Origin of the sequence: Streptococcus caballi DSM 19004, assembly GCF_000379985.1 — a bacterium.
Classification (GTDB): Bacteria; Bacillota; Bacilli; order Lactobacillales; family Streptococcaceae; genus Streptococcus; species Streptococcus caballi.
In genome coordinates this window covers 93,245-110,916 of record NZ_KB904074.1, presented here as the reverse complement: position 1 = coordinate 110,916, position 17,672 = coordinate 93,245, and the positions used below count along the sequence as shown (strand labels likewise).

Sequence of the window (17,672 nt, the reverse complement as noted above, 5' to 3'; positions counted from 1 at the left end):
CCTATTTCAGTTAGGAGGCTTCTTTTTCAGCAATTTTAAGTTAAACTCTCTGTTTCATTCCTTTCAGCGTCAGCTTTTCACTGCAAATCAGCCAAGGCTTTCTTAGCTGCATCCTGCTCTGCCAATTTCTTCGATTTGCCTACCCCTCGGCTCAAAACTTCACCGTCAACTGATACGGTCACTTCAAAGGTTTTAGCGTGGGCAGGACCAGTTTCGTTGGTCACTTGATAGTCAATCAGCACATTTCCCTTGGTTTGCAGGCGCTCTTGCAGACTTGTTTTATAATCCTTAACACGTTCATAATTGCCCAACTCCACCTGAGGAATCATCACCTGGTAGAGGAAGGTGTTGACTTTTTCGACACCCTTGTCCAATAGCAGAGCTCCTAAGAAGGCTTCAAAAAGATCTCCCAAAATGGTATCGCGGTTGCGACCGCCAGATTTTTCCTCTCCATTTCCCAGCTTGATATAGGCATCAAAGCCACAGTAACGAGAAAAGCCAGCCAAACTTTCTTCACGTACAATCATAGAACGCATTTTTGACAAGTCACCTTCAGGTTTCTTGGGGTATTTTTGAAAGAGATACTGTGAAATCAATAGTTGCAGAACAGCGTCTCCTAAAAATTCCAAACGTTCATTATGTGAAATGTTTAGGAGGCGATGCTCATTGGCGTACGAGGTGTGGGTAAAAGCTGTTTCAAGCAGATTTTTGTCATCAAAAACAATATCAAAATCCTGCTGAAGTTTTTCTTCTAAGACTTGCATAAGATGCCCTTTCCAATTTTTTCTATCTTTATCTATCTACTTCATTCAAGACCTCTCCATTGTAACATAAAAAGCCAATCTAGGATACTACCACCTTATCCCAAGTCTAAACAAGGTAGATTTGGAAAGTTTACTCAAAAAAGCTCATCTCTTTGAAAGACAAGGAAGTATACACTCCTAAATAGAATTTACCAGAACAAACGAGAAATGTCTCACTCAAAAACTATCTTTGTTAAAGCAGACAAATTCTGTCATCAGCATTGGGAGGATTTTCTTTTACTATCGGTTTTAGAAAGTCGGCTAACAGGACATTTGATGAAAAAAAAGAAGTTTTGGGATAGAGTAGCTATATCTTTCAGGGATTTTTCAAAAATTTAGTCAGAAAAAGGAGCAGTCTTTCACAGAGGCGCCCCTTTCTATTTGTTTTTCCTTTTCCTCCTAAGAAAATGCCCTGCCTCATTCCTTATCGGGAATGAATGACCTTGAAAAGATAATAGGTGATAAAAACAGTCAGAGTAAAGAGCGCCCCTTTCACCTAAACGATAAGCGCAAAAAAGATTGAAATCCCCATGAGCAGGTAAATCTGCCAGATAAATTTCTTTTTGTCCTCAGCTGAAATACTCTTGGTCTCGGCATCATCAGCTACGCAAAACTCATAAATCTGGGTCTTGTGCAACCAAGTATCGAACTTTTCTGAGCTCCTAGCAAAGCAAAAGCCTGCTAGCAAGAGAAAAGGTATCGTTGGTAGGACTGGTAGGATAACACCAATGATACCCAGCCCAAAACTAATAAAACCAGCAATCAAATAAGCCAGTCTTTTCATCTTAAATCCTCGTTAATGGGGTAGCTGTGTCAGGTGATGTATCAAAGACTTTGAAATCATTGTTAACACCGAAATCTGCCTGTATGAGGTTGTTCTCCATAGTCATATGAGCTAATTCTTTGATATTATTTTCCTTACTCAAATGCCCCAGATAAATCTTCTTGGTGCGGTTACCTATAGTGCGAATCATGGTTTGAGCCCCATCGTCGTTGGACAAGTGTCCTTTGTCTGATAGGATACGCTGTTTAAGTCGCCAAGGATAGGCACCTGAGCGTAAGATCTCGATATCATGATTGGATTCAATCAGATAGCCGTCAGCATTCTCAATTAGCCCCGCCACACGGTCACTAACATAGCCTGTATCAGTTAACATAACAAAGGATTTGTCATCTTTCATAAAACGATAAAACTGCGGATCTGCCGCATCGTGACTTACTCCGAAACTTTCAATATCAATATCACCAAAGGTCATGGTTCTGCCTCGTTCAAAGACATGTTTCTGAGCAGCATCCAGTTTACCAATCATATTGCGCTCATCCATAATTTTCCACGTCTTCTCATTAGCATAGACATCTAGATTGTACTTGCGAGCCAAGACACCTACACCCTTGATATGGTCAGCATGCTCATGTGTTACTAAAATAGCATCTAAATCTTCTGGTTTTTTATCAATTTCAGCAAGAAGACTGGTAATTTTCTTACCAGTCAAACCTGCATCAATCAACAAACGTTTTTGAGATGTTTCTAAGTAGAAACTATTGCCTGTCGAGCCTGATGCTAAAATACTATATTTAAAGCCTTTTTCAGTCATTTTCTTCTTCGTCATCCCACTCATCGTAAATTTCCGAATCCTTTTCGTAAGGAAGGACGATGGTGAATGTTGATCCCTTTCCGTAATCACTTTTAGCCCAGATAAAGCCCTTGTGCTGCTTAACAATTTCCTTTGCGATGGCTAAGCCCAGACCTGAACCACCTTGTTGACGGCTTCTGGCCTTATCCACACGGTAAAATCGGTCAAAAATCAGTGGTAAATCCTTCTTAGGAATGCCTAATCCTTGGTCTGAAATCGAAATAATCAGCTGCGTTTCAGTTGTCTTCATACTAACCGTAATTTGACCGCCATCAGGTGAGTATTTGATGGCATTATTTAAAATGTTATCTAAAACCTGATTCATCTTGTCCGTATCAATTTCTACCCAGATAGATTTGATAGGATAATCTCTGATAATCTCATATTGCTTGTCACTAACCGTATGCTGGTTCTTGATTTGGTCGAATCGGTTAAGAACGGAAGTCATGAAAGCCGTAAAATTGGTCATTTCAATATCTAAATGCGTCACTTGATTGTCAATCCGCGACAGATTTAACAAATCCGATATCATTCGCATCATACGATTGGTTTCATCCAGCGATACCTTGATAAAACTAGGTGCTATGTCTTCTTTCAGAGCTCCTTCATCCAGAGCTTCCAAGTAAGATTTGACAGAGGTCAGCGGTGTTCGCAGTTCATGGCTAACATTGGAAACAAAAAGTCTGCGTTCGCGTTCTTCCTTTTCCTGTTCAGTCGTATCGTGCAAAACAGCGACCAATCCAGAGATAAAACCACTTTCACGTCGGTTGAGGGCGAAGCGGATACGTAAAGTGATAAATTCACCTGTTTCGTCACGTCGGTTGAGAACTACCTCAGGCATTGTAGAAACCAAGTCGTGATAAGTATAGTTGTTATCTGGCCCCAAAATGTCAATGATGTTCAGCTTGAGAGCTTCTGAACGCGTCAAATCAAGCTGATTGCGTGCCGTTTCATTGATCATGGTAATATTTCCGGCACGATCTGTTGCCAAAACGCCATCTGTCATATAAGCCAAGATGCTGGCCAGACGATTCTTTTCCTGCTCTAGATTTTCATGTGTTAAGCGAAAGACTTTGGATAAATCGTTGAGATGCTCAGCCAATTCCGCCAAATCAGGGTCTCTTTGAATGGTAATATCATCCGAATAGTTGCCTGTAATCAACTCTCTGACCTTATTGCTCAACAACTTAATATTCCTAGACGTTCTGAAGTCTCTAAAAGCCAAATAAACAAAGTAGACAGCCACAAAAGCTAGCAAACAAAGCAGGGCCAGTTCAAAAGCCCTTAAATTTGCAAAAATATTATTCATAAGATTTCATGTAGTAACCAACACCGCGGCGAGTTAGAATGTATTCAGGACGACTTGGAATGTCTTCAATTTTTTCACGTAGACGACGGATGGTCACATCCACTGTACGCACATCACCAAAATAATCATAGCCCCAAACAGTTTCAAGCAAATGTTCACGTGTCATGACTTGCCCTATATGAGTTGCTAAGTGATGAAGCAATTCAAATTCGCGATGGGTCAGTTCAACCTCCTGACCACGCTTTTTAGCTACAAAAGCATCTGGCAAAATACGCAGTTCACCAATACTAATCTCAGCTGTACTATTCTCAGAAGCATTTTCCTCAGCCACTGCGCTCTCAATATTTTCAGTACGTCGTAAGTGTGCCTTAACACGCGCCAACAATTCACGGTTAGAGAAAGGCTTAGTCACATAATCATCAGCACCGATTTCAAGACCGATAACCTTATCAAACTCGCTGTCCTTGGCAGACAGCATAATAATAGGAATATGACTCGTTTTACGAACTTCTTTGGCCACTTCAAGACCATCAAGTTCAGGCAACATCAGGTCCAAAATAATTAAATCAGGCTTTTCCTCTTCAAACTTAGCTATAGCCTCGCGACCATCAAAAGCAGTCACTGTATCATAGCCTTCCTTGGTCAAATTAAATTTAATAATATCTGAAATAGGTTTTTCATCATCAACGATAAGAATTTTTTTCATATTTTCACCTCTTAAGAATCTTACTCAATCATCCATTTAAGCACTTGTAAATGGATGCACTCTCCTAGATTATATCAAAAATAGCCTTAAATGGAAAATCTTGCACATCTAGCGATCCCTCTTTACTTTAAAAACACCTTTTATCTAAATTTTCAGATAATATTTGACAGTATATACTCTCTATGATAAACTGTATATATTCATGTGAGAAAACATGACAAAAAATAAAGGAGATGACTATGGCACTTATTGAATACAAAAACGTAGAAAAGTATTATGGTGATTACCATGCACTTCGGGATATAAATTTAGAAATTGAAAAAGGACAGGTTGTCGTTCTTTTGGGACCTTCTGGCTCAGGAAAATCAACTCTGATTCGAACCATGAATGCCCTAGAATCTATCGAAACAGGCAGTCTAAAAGTCAACGGACATGAGCTTGCCAATGCTAGCGCTAAAGACTTGGTTCAACTACGCAAAGAAGTTGGTATGGTCTTCCAGCACTTTAATCTTTATCCCCATAAAACAGTGTTAGAAAATGTCACCCTAGCGCCCATTAAGGTTCTCGGAAAATCTCAAAAAGAAGCGGAAGCTATTGCTGAGAAATATTTGACTTATGTTAATATGTGGGATCGTAAAGATTCATACCCAGGCATGCTGTCGGGTGGACAAAAACAACGTGTTGCCATCGCTCGCGGCCTAGCTATGCAACCTGAGCTACTCCTCTTTGACGAACCAACATCTGCCCTAGACCCTGAAACCATAGGTGATGTTTTAGCGGTTATGCAAAACCTTGCTAAAGAAGGAATGAACATGGTTGTCGTGACACATGAAATGGGATTTGCCCGAGAAGTGGCCGACCGTATCATCTTTATGGCTGAAGGACAAATTTTGGTAGATACAACTGATGTTCAAGGTTTCTTTGACCATCCAACTGAGCCACGCGCTCAACAATTTCTCAGCAAAATTATCAATCATACCAGCGAACGCGTTGCGGTTAAATAGGAGGTCAATCTATGACGATCAAAAAAATGTTAACCTTCCTTGCTGCAGCTCTTCTCTTACTTTTAACCGCTTTGGGACAACCTCAAACTACTCAAGCTGACACACAATCTGCTCAAATCCAAAAAATTCAAAAGGCGGGTGTTCTAAAAGTCGGTGTCAAACAGGATGTGCCAAACTTTGGTTACTATAGTGCAGAAACAGGTAAATACGAAGGTATGGAGATTGACATTGCTCGTAAGATTGCCAAAAGTTTGGACGTTAAAATTGAGTTCACTCCTGTAACCGCACAAACACGTGAGGCTGTTATGGATAACGGTCAGGTTGATCTGGTTATCGCGACCTACACCATTACGCCAGAGCGTCAGGCTTCTTACAGCTTTAGCACTCCATATTATACCGATGAAGTCGGCTTTCTTGTTAATAAATCTAGCGGTATATCTAACATCGCAGATTTGAACGGCAAAACAATCGGTGTCTCTCAAGGTTCTACAACCAAGGTCGCTATCGAAGAATATGGCAAAGCTCACAACCTCAGTTTTAAATTTGTACAACTTGGATCTTATCCAGAATTAGCGGTCTCTCTCTACGCCAAGCGCATTGATGCCTTCTCTGTCGACAAATCTATCTTGTCTGGTTATCGCAGTGAAAAAACAAAAATCTTATCTGGCGGATTTAATACGCAATTGTACGGGATTGCCACTAAGAAATCCAACACTGAGGTTACTAGCTATATCAATAATCTGATTAACAAGTGGTCAAAAGATGGCAGCCTGCAAAAGATTTACAAAAAATATGATTTGAAACCTGCTACAACCGATAATAATTAAGAAAGGGAGAACACAATATGACCATACTCACAACAAGTCCATTTGCCCTTTCACGTTGGGCAGCTTTCTTTAGCAATTTTGGTGAATTTGCTAAGGGATTTCTCTATACTTTAGGAATGTCAGTCGGTGCACTCATCCTAGCTCTCATACTTGGTATCATTTTCGGTGCTATGTCTTCTTCAAAAAATAAAGTACTCAAAGCCATCGCTCGTGTCTATGTTGAAGTCTTTCAAAACACGCCGCTATTGGTTCAGTTTGTCTTTGTTTATTACGGCTTAGCCATTTTGTCCAATAGTACCATCATGATTTCAGCCTTTTTCACAGCCGTGCTCTGTGTAGGCGTTTATCACGGTGCTTATATCGCGGAGGTCATTCGTTCAGGTATTGAAGCTGTGCCAAGAGGGCAGACTGAAGCAGCACTTTCTCAAGGATTCACCTACAGCCAGACCATGAGCATGATTATCCTGCCTCAAGCCATTCGAACCATTTTACCACCGATGACCAATCAGGTTGTTAATTTGATAAAAAATACATCAACTGTTGCCATCATTTCTGGTGCTGATATTATGTTCACGGCCAAAGCTTGGGCTTACGACACAACCAACTATGTACCTGCCTTTGCTGGTGCAGCTCTCCTCTACTTTATCATGTGCTTCCCACTGGCAACCTGGGCGCGTCGTAAAGAAGAAGCTAATAAGAAATCCTACTCACTTTAAGAAAGGAGAAAAACATGTCAGTTTTAACACCAACTAATATCAAGTTCATTCTCCAAGGCCTAGGATTGACGCTTTACATTTCCTTTTTTGCTATTGTCTTGTCAACAATCTTAGGAACAATTCTTGCGGTCATGCGTAATGGTAAGAATCCTTTTTTCAGATGGATTTCCAGCATCTACATAGAATTTGTCCGTAATGTCCCTAACTTGCTTTGGATTTTCATTATTTTCCTTGTTTTCCAAATGAAATCAACACCAGCTGGTATCACTGCTTTCACAGTCTTTACCTCAGCTGCCTTAGCCGAAATCATTCGAGGAGGTTTAAACGGTGTTGACCATGGGCAAACGGAAGCTGGTTTAGCTCAAGGGATGACAGGTTTTCAGATTTTTATCTACATCGTCTTTCCACAAGCTTTTCGTAAGATGCTGCCGGCTATCATTTCACAATTTGTCACAGTTATCAAAGACACTTCTCTCCTCTACTCTGTTATTGCCATCCAAGAACTTTTTGGTAAGAGCCAAATCCTCATGGGACGCTATTTTGAGGCGAGTCAGGTCTTTACCCTCTACGCTCTCATTGCTGCAATCTACTTTGTCATCAACTTTCTCATCTCAAGCTTCTCACGCCGTTTGGCCAAAAAATGGGAACAAGCTGCGGAATAGAAAAAAACCATATGTTTTCACTAAACATGTGGTTTTATGATATTTTTAATTTGTCGCTTAAAAGACCTAGTCTCTTTATCAATCAGCTTTTTAGGGCTTCTATTGTCTACAGCATAGAGGCCTCTTTTATTAAAATAGCTGTGCTCATAATCAACTGGTTTCTTCAGCAACCTAACTTTCCCATTGTTGGGGGAGCGATAGCCTTTACATGCCAATTTTCGAAATTGAGGGTCATGAACTTTAACAGGATTGATATCTAGTTGCCTATGGCGACTGTCGTTTCTGGATGCATAGTTAAAACTGGCTCCGTTGATAATACCTTTCTGACTAACTTTTTCTGCGTCTACCTCATTGAGGAAATTACCTTGGCTATCCAGAATAAATTCCGTATGAAAGCCTAGCAGGATTTTAATATTGACTGACATTTGTCCATCGGGGTAGATTATTTCTCCTTCTTCAAAGGAAACTTTATTGTGGAGGCGAGCAGACTCTGTCAAAGTAAAATCAAAGTTCTTACGCCAGCGTCTTTCCTGACGCTTGCCCTTTAAAAATCGAGCTAAAGCTTGCCCATCTGTCATGTCTGCTTTTCGAAAATGCTGCCGAACATATTGAGCCTGTTGACTGGAAATGACGTAGCGAAGCTGGTGTACTTTTTTGGCTAATTCATCAGGCTGAGACAGACTGCCCGCAGGAAAAGCTAAATGAACTAGCTCAGCCAACTGAGACCAGAAAGCGTCATCTGGTGCCAAGTCGGCTGAGAAACGTCCGACCAAGAACTGATTATCAGCCAAATCACCCGATAAATCATCCGGTAAAGCCGCCATGTTTAGCAAGATAGTCAGCAATTCTTTAGCAGGCTTACTAGTCAGAGCATTCTGCCACAAGATTTTAAAGGTCGGCGAACCAAGGTGATCATCCGACAAATCAAGCTTGTGCCGCAATAAGACCTGTAAGTCCCTCAGCGACCAACCAAAATCACGCCAAATTAATAATTGTTGAGCTTGCTTGTAACGCTGCTTTAGATTTTCTTGATTAAATTGATTTCTAGGAAAAATTGACCACATGTGCTCGCCTCCTTTCAAAATTATATTATAACAAAAATGAAAATTGAAGACGAGTTTTCTAGGTCAGGCTTATCTGTGAGAGGCAACATAGGCTTCAATGACGTGACTAGCGTAGTCAGCCACGCCTGTACCAAATTGATCAATGTTATGCTTGAAATCTGGATTAGCAGCATAGCTCTTACCAATATAGTTAAAGACTTCAATAGAGCAATCAAAGGCATACTCGTTAATAAGATGATAGAGCTGGTCAGCTAAAGCTTGATTGACAGCATCGATAACATCCATATTATCAGTAAGATGCTGAGCAAAACTAGCAAAGACCTGGTTAAAGGCAGTCATCATTTCTTCCTCCTTGCCGACTTGCTTTTGTCTTGCCCTATCCATAACTTCTTTGCCATATTTTTGAACGGCTTGGTCATAATAACCAGTATGGTTGTCATAAGTGAAACCAGTAAATTTTTCTTTAGTTGTCATTGTAACATTTCCTTTCTGCGCTTGAATAGTTTTTTGTAAGGTATCAATCAAGATCTCCAAGTGATCTTTTTCTTTTTGCAGCAAATTAAGCTGCCTAGAAAGATGTGACAAAAGGTCTGACTTCTTCTCGTTTAAGAGCTCTGCGATTTCTGCCAGAGAAAATCCTAGGTATTTATAAAAGAGAATAACCTGCAAGCGCTCTAAATCCGCCTCGTCATAGTAGCGATAGCCATTATCCCCCTTTTGAGGAATCAACAGACCTATCTTGTCATAGTGGTGCAAGGTTTTGACAGAAACCCCTGAAAGCTGCGCAGCTTCTTTGATAAGATACATGATAAACCTCCTTACAAGATTATGATAAGCCCTGACCTTAGAGTAGAGTCAAACATTTTCTTAAGGTAAAATTAAGTTCTTTAAGGTATAATGGTGGTATAAGTAACAAAAAAGGGGCAAAGGAATGAGATATTCTCAAGCTTGTAAACAACTGCTCATGCTAACAGTCGCGGGACTTCTAGTCAGTTTAACTTGCTTCTCACAATTTTCTGTATTTGCTGCTGAAAAGGCAGGGGAACAACCCAAACCAGCTGAGTCTGAAAACACAGGAAGCCTTACAAACAAGTCTGAGTCAAAAATGAGTGCTGTCCTACACGCTGATGCAAGCGAGGTCATTTCCAAAGAAGAAAGCGATGCAGTTAATGCTGAACAAACAGCTGCTTTAATTGAAAATGGTGGTAGTCTAACTCTCAATAAAGCCTTCTTAACTAAAACTGGTGACAGCCAAGATGATGCCAGACTAGGCTACAATGCTATCTTACACGCTAAAGATAAAAATAGCAAAGCTTATCTGGTTAATTCCAAGCTGAGCGCCGATAGTTTGAATAGCGCTGGACTTTTTTCAACCGAACAAGCTCAGATCTATGCCAACAAGACAACTATTTCTACCACTGCTGACCAATCAGCAGCTCTCTACGCTAGTAAAGAAGGACAAATTCTAGTTAATAAATTGACTGTCGCAACACAAGGAAAGGATAGTGCAGGGATAACAGCTGACTTGGGCGGACAGATTTCAGCCACTAATTCTGTCCTCAGCACCAGTGGCAGCCAGTCTCCTCTTTTAAGTTCTAAGGGGCAGCTTGAGGTTAAGAATATAACAGGATCCGCTGGCACTAGCCCCATTGCCAGTCTCATTGGTTCTGGAAACCTTCTTATTCAAGATTCAGACTTGACCAACAGCACCGATGATAGATCAGCAGATACGGCAGATCAAGAAACACCTAGCCCAATCTCTATTTACAGTGAGGATGCTTATCAGGATGAAGAAAACAGACCAACAGCTTCTCTAAATATTAGCAACTCCAATATCAGCTCTGCTATTTCCTCAGGAGACCTAATCTACCTCACCAATACACAAGCAAACATCACCCTGAATAACAATCAGCTGACTTATAACAATGCTAAAGTTAACCTTCTGAAACTGGCAGGTAACAACAAAAATATGGGGCTGGCAGGAAGTAACGGTGCTCAGGCTAACTTACTCTGTCTCAATCAGGATTTAAAGGGAGACATTGAAGTAGATAGCATTTCCAGCCTCAATCTTACCCTCAAAGAAAAATCCATCTATACAGGAAAAACAAAAATTAGCTTAAACGCAGTTAACACCAATCCCAGCGATAATCCCATCACTGTTAACATCTCCAAAAATAGCAAGTGGATTATGACAGCAGATTCTACCATCAGCCAACTCAACATGGAAAAAGGTGCCAAAATCCTTGATAAAAACGGTAAAAAAGTTAATATTAGTTTAGCTGGGCAAAACCTAGTCAAAGGCAACAGCAAGTATACCTTAACCGTCCAAGAAAGCTACAGCCCTTCCATACCAGAGCAAGCTGTTGAAGAAGACAAGGTCATGATTGACCGCAACGATTTTGATAACTATTTCAAAACTTCAACTAATTTCGCTAATTAAGTCAAAAGGTCTATCTCAAACGAGATGGACTTTTTCTCTTCCTTAGAAAGTTGTTAAACCTACTTCAGACAGATTCATTTTCCTTGAACTATACTGTCAAAATTATTTTAGCAACCAAAGAGAGGTGGTTAATCAATCTTGGTAGAAAATTAGTCAAGATAAACTGATTTTCTTGCGCGACTAACCACTATTTGCGGTAAGCAAAAGAAGCCCACATGGACTTCTTCTTTTACCTATTCAGCATCAGCTGGTTTTGATTTACGAGCAATATCAGCTAGGATATTTTCTGTAAATTCTGCCATGCTTTCTGTGTGGGTGGCTTTACTACCATAGCGGCGGACGTTGACAGTGCCGTCTGCCATTTCTTTGTCCCCAACGATGAGTTGGTAAGGAATTTTTTGGGTTTGGCTGGCACGGATCTTATACTGCATTTTTTCGTTGCGTTCATCCACTTCTACACGGATACCGCGGTCACGAAGCGTTTTTGCGACTTCCCAAGCATAGTCAATGTGAGCTTCATTTGAGATTGGGATAACAGTGACTTGTTGGGGAGCCAACCAAGTTGGGAAAGCTCCCTTGTAGTTTTCAATCAGGATAGCAGTAAAGCGTTCCATTGTGGAAATGACACCGCGGTGAATCATGACTGGACGGTGTTCTTCTCCGTCTGCACCGACATATTTGAGGTCAAAGCGTTCTGGCAAGAGGAAGTCCAATTGGATGGTTGACAAGGTTTCTTCATTACCAAGGGCTGTTTTCACTTGAATATCGAGTTTTGGACCGTAGAAGGCTGCTTCTCCTTCTGCTTCAAAGTAATCTAATTCCATGTCATCCATGGCTGCTTTGAGCATGGCTTGGGCATTTTCCCACATTTCGTCGTTGTCATAATATTTGTGCGTATCTTTAGGATCGCGGTAGGACAGGCGGAAACGGTAATCCGTCAAGTTGAAATCTTCGTAAACGTCAATGATCAACTGAAGCGTCTTTTTAAATTCGTCTTGAATTTGTTCTGGTGTCACGAAGGTATGACCATCGTTCAATGACATTTCACGCACACGCTGCAGACCAGTCAGGGCACCAGATTTTTCATAGCGGTGCATCATACCGATTTCAGCAATACGGATCGGCAGTTCGCGGTAGGAATGCACATGGTGTTTGTAGACCTCAATGTGGTGTGGGCAGTTCATTGGACGAAGGACAAATTCTTCACCGTCACCCATGTCCATAGTTGGAAACATGTCTTCGCGGTAATGATCCCAGTGGCCTGATGTCTTGTAGAGGTCAACAGAGGCAATCGGTGGCGTATAAACGTGTTGGTAGCCCGCAGCAATTTCCTTGTCAACAATGTAGCGTTCTAGTGTGCGACGAATAGTTGCACCATTTGGCAGCCAGAAAGGCAGACCTTGACCAACTTCTTGTGAAATCATGAAGAGATCAAGTTCTTTACCAAGTTTACGATGATCACGTTCTTTGGCTTCTTCCAGACGTTTGAGGTAGGCTTTAAGATCTTTCTTGTCAAACCAGGCTGTACCATAAATACGTTGCATCATAGCGTTATCAGAATTTCCGCGCCAGTAGGCCCCAGCCACATTGAGCAAGTGGAAGACTTGGATACGACCCGTTGATGGCACGTGTGGGCCACGGCAGAGATCCACATATTCACCTTGGCGGTAGATGGTGAGACCACCTTCATCTTCTGAATGTTCTTCAATCAATTCTAATTTGTATGGATCGTTTTTGAAGATTTCACGCGCCTCATATTTAGTTACTTCTTCACGAATAGAAGGGAAGTTTTCTTTGACGATTTTCTTCATTTCTTCTTCGATACGCGGAAGATCTTCGTTAGAAATTTGACCTGCTTGATTGTCCGTGTCGTAATAGAACCCATCTTCGATAGCTGGACCGACACCCAGATGAATATCGGGGAAAAGACGACGCGCAGCTTGGGCAAAGAGGTGAGCAGCTGAGTGACGCAAGATTGGCAAAGCATCCTCATGGTCAGGCGTAACAATCTCGATACTGCCATCTTCTGTAATCGCACGTGTCGTGTCAATCAGTTTACCGTTAAATTTACCTGCTAAAGCTTTCTTGGCAAGAGAATTCGAAATACTTTGAGCAATTTCAAAAGTTGTAATACCAGACTCAAATTGACGCACAGCGCCGTCTGGAAAAGTAATGTTTAGCATTATAGTCTCCTTTAGTTTTATTTTCAAATAAACAATTATTAGATCAAAGAGCGGTCAGTTCTTGTTAATATGAAGCATCTGTTCTTTCTCAGATAGGAAGTTCTCCATTTCTGTTTGGATATCCACTTCCAAACGATCTGACAATTCCAAAAGCCACCAGATGTTTTCAGCTAATTTGGACTCTAGCTGATAGGGCGTCTCATCATAGTAGCGACCTTGCTTGGTCATAACCAAACGATTGAGATTGCCAATATCATTAGATAGGGCGAGAAGATCCTCCTCGACAGACCATTCTTTTCCGTGATGCTTGATTTCAAGCGCATGATAAGCCTGCCGAATCGCTTTACTTCTCTCTAATAAGTCGTCTGGAATCATCTTTTCCCCCTTTGCATAGAACAAAAACAAAACGACATCCTTAAAAAGGACGTCGCAACGTGGTTCCACCTTCATTCGTGTACAGCAAAAAAGAAACTGCTGCCACCTCAAGTTTGGCTGTAACGTAGCCACCGTTTTATGTTTGCATAAAAGCTAGGAAGGAGTATCAAGTCTTGCCTCATGCGCTCTTCTCACCAACTAGCGCTCGCTCTAATGATAAACAATAACTTAACATGTCTTCATGTGCTATTATAACACGATTAAAAAAATTTTCAAGACTTCATCTTTTTAATCCAAAAAGTCTTTGATAGAAGTAATCATTTTACGCGGAGCCTTGACAACCTTGACAGACGTTTTGGCGGTAACCTGAACGGCTCGTTTAGGTAAGTTAGCTGCATTTTTAGCTAATTTAATAGAGCGTTCTGTCCGACTACCCCTAACTGTCATAGAAAGTTTTTCAGGTTTCTCATTTTGCTCGGAAATGATAGTGTCCAAGTAAAAAGCATAAACCGATTTGGCAAAATGCTGGGCTGAAATATCATACAACTTTTCTTGATATTTTTCCTTTGTTATGTGTGGTGTATCTACGATAGCATCCAAAATGGCATCTGCTAAATCAGCCTCATGATAATAAAGCGTCCCAAACATTTTATCATCAATGACATCATCTAAGTAAGGATTGCCGTGCGCGATAATAGGACGGCCGCTAGCCAAACTCTCAATATAAGTTAGCCCTTGCGTCTCACTAGTTGAAGCTGAGATGAAGAAATCACAGGCCTTATAGTAAAGTGCAGCATCTTCATGCTTAACCATGCCAGTAAAAATAATATAGTCTGTTAAATCAAGCTGCTCTGCTTGTTCCTTCAAATCATCCAAATAAGGCCCATCACCAACAATGACAAGTTTGACCTTAGCGTTTTCGCTAATAACTGCTGGGAGACTTTTAATAACCGCTTGAATATTTTTCTCAAAAGACACGCGCGACAGGCTCAAAAGCATGGTTTCATCTGACAAAATACCAAGCGACTCCCGTAAATTTTCGGTATCTTCCTTGGTAATATCTTCTCTCACGTATTTCTCCACAGGAATACCAGTTGGAATAATACGTTTAGGAATTTTGACTTCGTAACCGTCCAACAAATTATAGACAATACGTGACGGGCAAATAACTCCATCCAAATCATTGAGGTAACCGCGCACAATATACTTTACCATGCTAGGCCTGATAATTTTACCATTTGCAATATAGCTGACGTAATCTTCATATTGAGTATGGTAGGTATGGATAACAGGGATATGAAGTGCCTTCGCCACCATTTTCCCCAATAGCCCCACACTGAACTCTGTTTGGGTATGAATGATATCCAACTGATACTGCTTGGCTATTTTATAAGACGAAATCAACCCGCGATAAACAATCCGTCTATCGGTAAAGGAAATAAAAGGGACACTAGGCAATCTGATGATGGTTGGATCTTCATATCGCTTAACCTCTGGGTCAGTCGTTGTAAAAACATAAACTTCGTGCCCCTCTTTTTCTAGCTCCTCTTTTAGGGTTCTGATACTGGTTGACACCCCCGAAACTTGGGGAAAATAAGTGTCAGTAAAAAGACCTACTCGCATCTTATCACTCCATTCGTTCCATCACTTTTTCATAAACCGAGACTAGCTGGTGAGAAATTTTTTCAATGCTGCGACTCTGCGCCACGCGGTATCCCGCTTCTTCTTTATGACTTTGTCCGCTTAATACCTTGTTTAGGGCAGCGACAAAGCCATCCACATCAGTCGCTAGTTCAGCGGAACTCTCATCAATCCATCCATGATAAACAGGAATATCTCTCAGAACGACATGTTGATGACTGGCTAAAGCTTCCAGAACAACAATTCCTTCTGTTTCTTCGCGACTTGGGAAGAAAAAAGCATCACTAGCGGTCATAGCACCTTCGTAAACATCCCCCTTAATATAACCTGCAAAGGTTACATTTTTAGGATGCTTTTTAGACACAATTTGTCTAACCTTGTGCGGAATAACCAATTTATTTGTCTCTCCGAACCAGATAAAGCGCACATCAGGCATCTTCTCTGCGACTTGGACGAACTCATCAATGCCCTTACGCATGAAATAGAGACCCGCACACATGACAACCTTCTGACCCTCTTTAATCCCAAAGTAATCTCGAAAGGCCTTTTCCTTCTGAGCTGAATAGCTGTAACGTGTCAAGTCAATACCATTTGAAACAGCATAAATAGGATTCTTAATGCCATAACCCGCAATCAAAGATTTTGAGTATTCTGTTGGTGTGATAATGGCATCCGCTTCTTGATAAAAACGGCAGAGATACCATTTAAAAAGAGGCGAAATCAGATTGGATCCTATAAAGGAGTTTCTGAAATCTTCCTCAGTCGAATGACCGTGCATGATAACCTTCTTACCAGCCTTCTTGGCCTTGGACATCAAGCGCCAACTTTTATAGCCATATGTATTGATATGGACTAAATCATAGTCTTCCTGGGGGTTGGTCGTATAGTCTTGTCCCGCCAAAGTAAGAGCTCGTTCTTGATGCTTAATTGCTCGGCCGATACCCGACTTTCTTAAATACTCCTCAGCCTCTAAATACAGTAAAACTTTCATAAAGTCTATTATAGCTCATTTTTCAGGATTTTTCATCCAACAAGGCCCATTTCAGTCTTAAGGCGGAGAAATAAGAAAAAGCAGCCGACATAAATTCGACTGCTTACTTCTTACTTTGTACTTTGACGTTTAGTAATGCCGTGATTAAGCAAAATTTCTTTATCATCTAATTCTTCTTTGTTCATGATTTTGGTTAACATGCGCATGCTAACAGCACCCAAATCATAGACAGGCTGACTAATGGAGGTCAAATTAGGACGTGTGTAAAGAGTAATTGGTGAATCATTGCTAGTAATGATTTCAAAATCTTCCGGAACACGTTTGCCAGCTGCAAAAAGACCATTCAAGAGACCTGCTGCCAACTCGTCTTCACCAACAAAAGCCGCCGTTGCACCTGAGTTAATGACACGTTGTGCCAGCTCAAAACCTTCGTCGTATTTATACTTAGCTTCAAAAACCAAACCTTCTTTGAAAGAAAGATTGTTCTTTTTCAAACCTTCCTTGTAACCAGCCAAACGAACCTTGCCATTAATATCGTCGATGAGCGGACCAGAAACAAAGGCGATTTCTTGATTATTTTCAGCCAAGATATTGACTGCATCTTCAACTGCACTCTTGTAGTCAATGTTGACGCTTGGTAGTTGATGTTCTAAATCAACTGTACCAGCCAAGACGATTGGTGTGCGTGAACGAGAAAATTCAGCACGAATTTTTTCAGTCAAGTGATGCCCCATAAAAATAATACCATCCACTTGCTTGGCAAAGAGAGTATTGACAACATTAACTTCCTTGTCATCGTCTTCATCACTAGAAGCTAGAACAATATTATATTTGTACATAGCTGCAATGTCATCAATCCCTTTAGCTAAAATAGAAAAGTAAGAATTTGCGATATTAGGAATAACGACACCAACTGTTGTCGTTTTCTTGCTCGCTAAACCACGGGCAACTGCATTAGGTCGATAATCTAGGCGATCAATCACTTCAAGCACTTTTTTACGAGTATTTTCCTTAACGTTTTTATTTCCATTTACAACACGACTTACTGTTGCCATGGAAACGCCCGCTTCACGGGCAACGTCATAGATTGTAATCGTATCATCAGTATTCATGTCTTCAACTTCCTTTCTAATTTGAAAATTACGCTTTCAAGATAATTTTAACACCTTTTGGAAACACTTTCAAGTGATATAACTTTATTTTTTGAAAAAGTTTTCAAAAACTTTTCCGAGCACTTGATTTTTTTATTAATTTTTGAAAGAATATTAGATGAGCAATGAGTTGATCTAAACCTTTAAAGCTAAGGATTAAACAGCT

General features: G+C 40.7%; 16 protein-coding genes and 1 pseudogene. 5 read left to right on the top strand and 12 right to left on the bottom strand.

All coding sequences use genetic code 11. The annotated features are described in order from the left end of the window. Positions 1 to 77: 77 nt before the first annotated feature. The 5 genes and pseudogenes from rnc to yycF form a co-directional block, all read right to left on the bottom strand. The gene (gene rnc / locus A3GS_RS0104960; protein ID WP_018364318.1) at positions 78 to 764 is read right to left on the bottom strand and encodes a ribonuclease III; all 687 of its coding nucleotides are present in this window, start codon (positions 762 to 764) and stop codon (positions 78 to 80) included. 463 nt (positions 765 to 1,227) lie between these two features. Further along, positions 1,228 to 1,587, bottom strand: a pseudogene (locus A3GS_RS11520) (YbaN family protein). 1 nt (position 1,588) lies between these two features. Then, entirely contained in the window at positions 1,589 to 2,398 is an 810-nt protein-coding gene (locus tag A3GS_RS0104950; protein ID WP_018364316.1) for an MBL fold metallo-hydrolase, read from the bottom strand. After that, positions 2,391 to 3,746: a cell wall metabolism sensor histidine kinase VicK gene (gene vicK / locus A3GS_RS0104945; protein ID WP_018364315.1), complete on the bottom strand. Its 1,356-nt coding sequence runs from the start codon at positions 3,744 to 3,746 to the stop codon at positions 2,391 to 2,393. Before vicK ends, A3GS_RS0104950 begins: the two co-directional genes overlap by 8 nt. Continuing rightward, complete coding sequence (gene yycF, locus A3GS_RS0104940) at positions 3,739 to 4,452, bottom strand: response regulator YycF (RefSeq protein ID WP_018364314.1); 714 nt, start codon at positions 4,450 to 4,452, stop codon at positions 3,739 to 3,741. Before yycF ends, vicK begins: the two co-directional genes overlap by 8 nt. Before the next feature lie 239 nt (positions 4,453 to 4,691). Here yycF and A3GS_RS0104935 point away from each other — a divergent pair, with 239 nt between their 5' ends. Genes A3GS_RS0104935 through A3GS_RS0104920 form a run of 4 tightly spaced genes read left to right on the top strand, consistent with a single transcriptional unit; the run spans position 4,692 to position 7,661 of the window. Continuing rightward, positions 4,692 to 5,456 (top strand): amino acid ABC transporter ATP-binding protein, encoded by a 765-nt coding sequence (locus tag A3GS_RS0104935; protein WP_018364313.1) that lies wholly within the window; start codon positions 4,692 to 4,694, stop codon positions 5,454 to 5,456. Between the two features lie 11 nt (positions 5,457 to 5,467). After that, a complete protein-coding gene (locus A3GS_RS0104930; protein WP_018364312.1) occupies positions 5,468 to 6,283 on the top strand; it encodes a transporter substrate-binding domain-containing protein in 816 nt (271 codons plus the stop codon). A gap of 17 nt (positions 6,284 to 6,300) precedes the next feature. After that, entirely contained in the window at positions 6,301 to 6,999 is a 699-nt protein-coding gene (locus A3GS_RS0104925) for an amino acid ABC transporter permease (RefSeq protein ID WP_018364311.1), read from the top strand. 14 nt (positions 7,000 to 7,013) lie between these two features. Next, positions 7,014 to 7,661, top strand: coding sequence for an amino acid ABC transporter permease (locus A3GS_RS0104920; RefSeq protein WP_018364310.1), 648 nt, complete (start codon positions 7,014 to 7,016; stop codon positions 7,659 to 7,661). Between the two features lie 20 nt (positions 7,662 to 7,681). On the opposite strand, the gene A3GS_RS0104915 is transcribed toward A3GS_RS0104920, so the two are convergent. Both A3GS_RS0104915 and A3GS_RS0104910 read right to left on the bottom strand, forming a co-directional pair. Then, complete coding sequence (locus A3GS_RS0104915; RefSeq protein ID WP_018364309.1) at positions 7,682 to 8,725, bottom strand: DUF3114 domain-containing protein; 1,044 nt, start codon at positions 8,723 to 8,725, stop codon at positions 7,682 to 7,684. A 69-nt stretch (positions 8,726 to 8,794) separates the two neighbouring features. Then, complete coding sequence (locus tag A3GS_RS0104910) at positions 8,795 to 9,532, bottom strand: MerR family transcriptional regulator (RefSeq protein ID WP_018364308.1); 738 nt, start codon at positions 9,530 to 9,532, stop codon at positions 8,795 to 8,797. 124 nt (positions 9,533 to 9,656) lie between these two features. Between A3GS_RS0104910 and A3GS_RS0104905 the strand changes: the two genes are divergently transcribed. Then, positions 9,657 to 11,165, top strand: a complete 1,509-nt coding sequence (locus A3GS_RS0104905) for a hypothetical protein (protein ID WP_018364307.1) — start codon at positions 9,657 to 9,659, stop codon at positions 11,163 to 11,165. A 233-nt stretch (positions 11,166 to 11,398) separates the two neighbouring features. Here the strand turns inward: A3GS_RS0104905 and thrS are convergent, their stop codons facing one another. The 5 genes from thrS to ccpA form a co-directional block, all read right to left on the bottom strand. Continuing rightward, on the bottom strand, positions 11,399 to 13,348 hold the full coding sequence (gene thrS, locus A3GS_RS0104900) for a threonine--tRNA ligase (protein ID WP_018364306.1): 1,950 nt from the start codon (positions 13,346 to 13,348) through the stop codon (positions 11,399 to 11,401). A 54-nt stretch (positions 13,349 to 13,402) separates the two neighbouring features. Continuing rightward, positions 13,403 to 13,723 (bottom strand): nucleoside triphosphate pyrophosphohydrolase family protein, encoded by a 321-nt coding sequence (locus A3GS_RS0104895; protein WP_026216279.1) that lies wholly within the window; start codon positions 13,721 to 13,723, stop codon positions 13,403 to 13,405. A 288-nt stretch (positions 13,724 to 14,011) separates the two neighbouring features. Then, positions 14,012 to 15,346 (bottom strand): glycosyltransferase family 4 protein, encoded by a 1,335-nt coding sequence (locus A3GS_RS0104890; RefSeq protein WP_018364304.1) that lies wholly within the window; start codon positions 15,344 to 15,346, stop codon positions 14,012 to 14,014. Between the two features lie 4 nt (positions 15,347 to 15,350). Beyond that, positions 15,351 to 16,355: an LTA glycolipid anchor biosynthesis glycosyltransferase, IagA/BgsA family gene (locus A3GS_RS0104885; protein ID WP_018364303.1), complete on the bottom strand. Its 1,005-nt coding sequence runs from the start codon at positions 16,353 to 16,355 to the stop codon at positions 15,351 to 15,353. A gap of 110 nt (positions 16,356 to 16,465) precedes the next feature. After that, entirely contained in the window at positions 16,466 to 17,467 is a 1,002-nt protein-coding gene (ccpA, locus tag A3GS_RS0104880) for a catabolite control protein A (protein WP_018364302.1), read from the bottom strand. Positions 17,468 to 17,672 lie beyond the last annotated feature (205 nt).